Source organism: Clostridium sp. (genome assembly GCF_036781005.1).
Classification (GTDB): domain Bacteria; phylum Bacillota; class Clostridia; order Clostridiales; family Clostridiaceae; genus Clostridium_B.
The window spans coordinates 1-6,303 of the sequence record NZ_DAIQBT010000069.1 but is presented as its reverse complement, the minus strand read 5'-3'; the positions used below and the strand labels follow the sequence as shown (position 1 = coordinate 6,303).

Annotated in this window: 5 protein-coding genes; 4 read left to right on the top strand and 1 reads right to left on the bottom strand. The window is 29.3% G+C overall.

The window, feature by feature from the left end:
* The first annotated feature begins 166 nt into the window (after nucleotides 1–166).
* The 4 genes from V7Q02_RS15615 to rd all read left to right on the top strand — a co-directional run bounded on the left by V7Q02_RS15615 (nucleotide 167) and on the right by rd (nucleotide 3,865).
* Nucleotides 167–1,855 carry an acyl-CoA dehydrogenase family protein gene (locus V7Q02_RS15615; protein ID WP_333862008.1) on the top strand — a complete coding sequence of 563 codons (1,689 nt, stop codon included), beginning with the start codon at nucleotides 167–169 and terminating at the stop codon, nucleotides 1,853–1,855.
* 118 nt (nucleotides 1,856–1,973) lie between these two features.
* Nucleotides 1,974–2,351 carry a desulfoferrodoxin gene (locus V7Q02_RS15610; protein ID WP_333862007.1) on the top strand — a complete coding sequence of 126 codons (378 nt, stop codon included), beginning with the start codon at nucleotides 1,974–1,976 and terminating at the stop codon, nucleotides 2,349–2,351.
* A gap of 75 nt (nucleotides 2,352–2,426) precedes the next feature.
* Nucleotides 2,427–3,011, top strand: coding sequence for a rubrerythrin (gene rbr / locus V7Q02_RS15605; RefSeq protein WP_333862006.1), 585 nt, complete (start codon nucleotides 2,427–2,429; stop codon nucleotides 3,009–3,011).
* Between the two features lie 164 nt (nucleotides 3,012–3,175).
* Nucleotides 3,176–3,865 carry a rubredoxin gene (gene rd / locus V7Q02_RS15600; RefSeq protein WP_333862009.1) on the top strand — a complete coding sequence of 230 codons (690 nt, stop codon included), beginning with the start codon at nucleotides 3,176–3,178 and terminating at the stop codon, nucleotides 3,863–3,865.
* Between the two features lie 674 nt (nucleotides 3,866–4,539).
* Here rd and V7Q02_RS15595 read toward each other — a convergent pair.
* Nucleotides 4,540–5,298 (bottom strand): flavodoxin family protein, encoded by a 759-nt coding sequence (locus tag V7Q02_RS15595; protein ID WP_333862005.1) that lies wholly within the window; start codon nucleotides 5,296–5,298, stop codon nucleotides 4,540–4,542.
* Nucleotides 5,299–6,303 lie beyond the last annotated feature (1,005 nt).

The window sequence follows — 6,303 nt, the reverse complement described above, 5'->3', positions numbered from 1 at the left end:
TTGCCTGTGCTTTTATCGCTTTCAGAAAGATTAAAATAATTTAGGGATAAGCTCTAAATCTTTTAAAGCTTTTTTAGTTGATTTATTCTATATAGCTAATTAAAGTATGTAGTGCTATACTTTATTCATATATATGTTAAAAATTATATTATAAGGAGATGGTTTCATGAATTTTGAACTTACCAGAGAACAGAAAAATATTAGAGATATTGTTAGAAAGTTTGCAGAAACAAAAATTGAGCCTATTGCATTTCAACTAGATGAGAAAAATATATTTCCAGAGAAAATAGTTAATGAAATGGGAGAATTATCTATTATGGGTATTCCATATTCTAAAGAATATGGTGGATCTGGTGGAGACGTATTGAGTTATGCCATTGCAGTAGAAGAATTATCAAGAGTAGATGGAGGTGTGGGAGTTATATTATCTGCACATACATCTCTTGGAACTTGGCCTATTGCTGAATTTGGAACAGAAAAACAAAAACAAAAATATCTAGTTCCATTAGCTTCAGGTAAAAAAATTGCTGCTTTTGGACTTACAGAACCTAATGCCGGAAGTGATGCTGGTAAGACAGAAACTACTGCTGTTTTGGAAGGCGATTATTATGTTATAAATGGTTCCAAGGTATTTATAACAAATGCAGATTATGCGGATACTTATGTAATATTTGCAGTTACAACTCCAGGTATAGGAAGTAAAGGTATAAGTGCCTTCATTATTGAAAAGGGTATGGAAGGATTTACCTTTGGTACTCACTATAATAAAATGGGTATACGTTCCTCTGCCACTGCAGAACTTTTGTTTAAGAACTTAAAAATACCAAGACATAATCTTCTTGGAAAAGAAGGGGAAGGCTTTAAAATTGCCATGCAGACTTTAGAAGGTGGGCGTATAGGGATCGCAGCACAGGCACTTGGAATTGCTCAAGGAGCTTATGAGAAGGCACTAAGCTACTCCAAAGAAAGAATTCAATTTGGAAAATCTATTTCAAGGCAACAGTCTATAGCATTTAAACTTGCAGATATGGCTACTAAGATTCGTGCAGCTAGATTTATGGTATATAGTTCAGCCGTATTAAAACAGGAACATAGAAATTACGGAACGGAATCTGCCATGGCTAAATTATACGCTTCAGATATTTGTTTGGAAGTCGTCAATGATGCAGTACAAATATATGGAGGTTCAGGATTTATTAAAGGATTTCCTGTAGAGCGTATGTACCGTGATGCTAAAATCTGTACAATATATGAAGGAACTAACGAGATTCAAAAATTGATTATATCCAATGATATTTTAGGCAAACCTAAAAAAGATCCTGTTGGGGAAAATAAAGAGAATAAATCAAAACCTATAACAGGAAACCGCAGAAGGGTCATTATAAAAGAAGGTTCTGCAAAAGAAAAAGTAGATACATTTTTAAATTATATTAAAAGTGAAAATATAGATATTAATACAAGTGCAGCTTCTAAAGGAAGCATAGCAGATGCAGATAAGGTATGCAGCATAGGACTTGGATTAAAAAATAAAAAAGACTTGCCTCTAATACAATCTTTGGCTAATAGAATTGGGGCGGAACTTGGTTGCTCAAGGCCTGTAGCTGAAGAAAGAGGATGGCTTCCACTTGATCATTATGTAGGTATATCGGGACAGAAATTTAATGGAACATTTTATCTTGCCATTGGCATATCAGGACAAGTTCAACATTTAAAAGGCATTGAAAATGCTGGAATTATAACAGCTATAAATATAGACGAAGATGCTCCTATATTTCAAGGGGCAGATTATGGTATTGTAGGAGATCTGTATGAAATTGTGCCTATACTTACTGAAGTTTTAAAAAAGAATTTATAATTTTAAAATAAGATGTGATTATTCCTATCTTATTTCAAAATCATAAATTCTAAAGGTATTTTTATGTTATAATATATAAAGATTATTTTTTAAGTATAAATATTAAGGAGGAAAAATTATGACAGAAGTAAAACAAGTATACAAATGTGAAGTTTGTGGGAATATAGTTGAGGTTCTTCATAATGGAGGAGGCATTTTAACTTGTTGTGGACAAGCAATGAAGCTTATTGAAGAAAATACAGTAGATGCGACTCTTGAAAAACATGTACCTATAATTGAAGAAATAGATGGAGGGATAATAGTTAAAGTTGGATCAGTTGAACATCCAATGCTCCCAGAACATTACATTCAATGGATTGAAGTTCATACTGAAGATAAAATTTATAGAAAGCATTTGAAACCAGGACAAAAGCCGGAAGCTACCTTTAAACTAGATGAAAAATTTGTAATGGCAAGAGAATATTGTAACTTACATGGACTCTGGAAAAAACAGTAAAATATTGTATTCTGTTTAATTCAACTATAATTTTAATATAAAATAGATATTAATTTATTTTAGGAGGTAATTTTTATGGCATCTTTGAGAAATACAAAAACTGCTGAAAATTTAATGAAAGCTTTTGCTGGAGAATCTCAAGCCCGGAACAGATACACGTATTATTCATCTACTGCTAAAAAAGAAGGGTATGTTCAAATTTCTAACATATTTTTAGAGACTGCTGAAAACGAGAAAGAACATGCCAAAAGGTTTTTTAAATTTCTAAATGAAGATTTACAAGGAGAAACTGTAGAAATAAATGCTTCTTACCCAGTTGCACTAGGAGATACTAAAACAATTCTTAAATCAGCTGCAAAGGGTGAAAATGAGGAATGGTCAAAACTTTATCCAGAGTTTGCTAATATAGCTGATAAAGAAGGTTTTCCTAATATAGCAGAAGTTTTTAGAAATATAGCAGAAGTTGAAAAACATCACGAAGAAAGATATTTAGCTTTACTTAGAAATATAGAAAACAATAATGTATTTAGAAAATCAAAAGTATACAAATGGAAATGTCTTAACTGCGGATATATTTATGAAGGAGTATTTGCTCCTGAAAATTGTCCTGCCTGTGCACATCCTCAATCATACTTTGAAATATTTGTAGAAAACTACTAATAATTTAATTATTAAGAAAGAGTAAGAACTATTAAATGTTTAGTATCTTTGAAGTATTATATAAACTATAAAATTAATATAGTAGTTAGATTAAAAATAAGCTACTATATATAATGAGAGGAGGTATTATTTACATATTGAATATATGTAAATATAATAAATTCATGATTGATAATAAAGCATTTTATAAATTAAGTTATGGATTATATGTTATAAGTTCTATTTCTGGAGGTAAAAAAAATGGTCAAATTGCAAATACGGTCTTTCAAATAACATCAGATCCAGCTAGAATTGCAGTGAGCATCAATAAACAAAATCTCACTCATGAGTATATAAAAAATAGTAAATTAATAGGAGTATCAACTTTATCAATAGAGACTCCTTTGGAGTTTGTGGGTAAATTTGGCTTTAAATCAGGAAGAACTACTGACAAATTTTCGGGTGTATCCTATAAAACAGGTGAAAGTGGTGTTCCAATAGTCTTAGATAACACAGCCTCATGGTTCGAATTAAAAGTTGAAAAAGAAATAGATATAGACACGCATACCGTATTTATTGGAAAAGTATTAAATTCAGAATTAATTAAAGATATAGACCCAATGACATATGCATATTATCAGGATGTAAAGCGTGGTAAATCACCACAAACTTCACCAACTCATATAGCAAATAAAAATAATCCGGTAAAAGATATGCCTAAATATCAATGTTCAGTATGCGGATATATCTATGATCCAGCTGTAGGAGATCCTGATTCAGGTATTGAACCAGGTACCTTATTTGAAAATGTACCTAATAGTTGGGAGTGTCCAGTGTGCGGTGTAAGTAAAGGTAAATTTAAGCCACTAGTTTAAATATTAAATGTGCTCATATAATTTATAGTGAGCAAGAGATTAACCTTCAACTTAAAAATTAATGTACATGTGCAATAAAAAAGATTTAATATCTGTTAAGTTACAATTAACTTCAAAGTTATATCTTAATTGAGAATTTAGATATAAAAAACTAGACTTAGGAATTCCACAGAATATACATTCTGTGGAATTCATTTTAACTTTTTATGTTCAATACTATCATTAAAAACAATAGACTCTAATCATAATTATACAAATATTTTAATATACTATTTTCTTTTTACATACTCAATAAGTATGGGTAATTGATTTTACTGTGTTTAAAAGCTATAAATTTTCGATTTTATTAAACAAAGTACAAAAATTTATAAATAAACCGTGGTTTTTTTATAATAAAATTTAAAAAATAATACTTTATTTTATATAAAAGTATTGAATGTTCACATTGCAGACCCATTGTTTAAGCCTACTCATTAATAGTGAGCAAATATATTTTCGTTAATAATTTCAATATTCTCTCGAAAGGGAATTGTTGTAAATAACGCCAATAAAATCAGCATGTATATACCATTCATTCCAACCCAATTTGTCAGATATTACTTGATTAATCTTTAATAATTCTTTTCATACCAATGTTTCCTTACGTATGTTTTCCATTCTGGCCATTTTACCTGCTATTTCAAGTAAGGATGCTCCAATTTATCAAGTAAACTGTCAAATAAACTATTAACTTGTTTAACGTAAATATCAGTAGGAATAAAATTCTTTTCCAATGATTTTGCTGTTTTATCTGACAGCTTGTTCATGGTAACAAATTCATATCCTGCTTGTTCTAAAGACTGCAGATAATTATCAATAATAGGTTGTAATTTCTCATCTTGAGTATTAAGAAGAAGTCCTTGTGGAACATATATTTCTCCAAGTACTTCCGTATGATTATAGAAAGCCAATTTATTAACCCATTGGGAAATTACTTGGAAATAATCTCTAGTAGAAAGAGCACCGTTAGCCATCATTATTAATTTAGCACGATAAAAAGATGATTGTACTTCTGCTGCTACGTTTTTTTTCGGGTGTCTGATTCCTATTGGGGTTATCTCAAAATATGGATTGCACAACACCAACATTCGTTCAATAAAAACTTTTAGCATACTGGATAGGTTAGCATACTTAAGTGGTGTAGCTAAAATAAGAATATCCGTTCCTTCACCTTGAGCAATAATTTCTGACATATCATCTTTAATTACACATTGTCCAGGATTAACAAACCAACAGGAAAAACAACCTAAACAATGTTTAATTTCTTTTTCTGCCAAAAAAATGTTAACAGTTGTTGCCCCTGCCCTCTGTGCCCCTTTTAAGAAAGCTGTAACCATTATATTAGTATTGCCATCCTTGCCTTTAGGACTTCCATTAATAACAGTAATCTTCATCTCTATTCTTCCCCTTTTCTTAATCAGCTTCTAGTCTTGTTCTTTTCTCTACTGAAAATTATATATTAAAGCCATTTGTAGTTAAAAATTACATTCACTTACAACCTGCCTTTAAGATAGATGCTTGTATTTTAGAACCAAGAATTCTAGTTAGTCCTATATAAATTAGTGCTGCTACATATATACCTATTATGGTAGTTATTATAGTAATTACAGTTTGTATAGATATTGATAATTCACTAAAAATAATTGATGGTTTTTAAAAAGAATAAATGATTTTTTTATTTATGACTAATTATTCTTAATTTTCCTTAATATTCATTATTTATCATTAGTGAGCGAGTGTATCTCAAGTGAATGAAGCTCACCAAATACTCGCTTCCTCTCTTTTTTCTTTATACTTACATATTCTACATAATATTATATAATTCCTCCTTTAGTTTCATAGTAATAGGTTTTTTTATATTTAGCTTTAAATTTAATTTTACTTATTATATATATCATATTATGTATAATTAACATTTCAATTTTAAAACATAAAAAAGAAGTATACCTCCTTATATATCAGGACTTCATACCTGTTTTATCAGTTCCACAAAACTATACTTTTGTAGAATACAAAGAAGTATCTCATTCAGTAATGATAATACCATATTCTATTTATTAGCTAGAGTTAAAAATGCTCTAGTTTTACTTTTTAGTGAGCAGATTAACTATACATTAATTATTGTAATGTTTAATTATCATATAATCTTTTGGCAACACCTATATCTATTTACATACATTTGAAAATAATGTATTATTATATTATTAAAATAAATTAACTTTTCAAAAATTGTTTACTAATAAAAAACAGTATGATTATTAATCAATCATACTGTTTTCATATAATCAACTTATATAGAGCTTTAACAGTTCATATAAAGCGTTTTTATTTTTAATGAAAGGGTTAATTACTATAGCTTAAATAGCTTCTATTCGGCTTTAAAATGCACTCCTGTTTTT

Coding starts and splice junctions, on each gene's coding strand:
- rbr (WP_333862006.1), top strand. CDS start 2,427: ATGGCATCTTTGAGAAATACAAAAACTGCTGAAAATTTAATGAAAGCT.
- rd (WP_333862009.1), top strand. CDS start 3,176: ATGATTGATAATAAAGCATTTTATAAATTAAGTTATGGATTATATGTT.
- V7Q02_RS15615 (WP_333862008.1), top strand. CDS start 167: ATGAATTTTGAACTTACCAGAGAACAGAAAAATATTAGAGATATTGTT.
- V7Q02_RS15610 (WP_333862007.1), top strand. CDS start 1,974: ATGACAGAAGTAAAACAAGTATACAAATGTGAAGTTTGTGGGAATATA.
- V7Q02_RS15595 (WP_333862005.1), bottom strand. CDS start 5,298: ATGAAGATTACTGTTATTAATGGAAGTCCTAAAGGCAAGGATGGCAAT.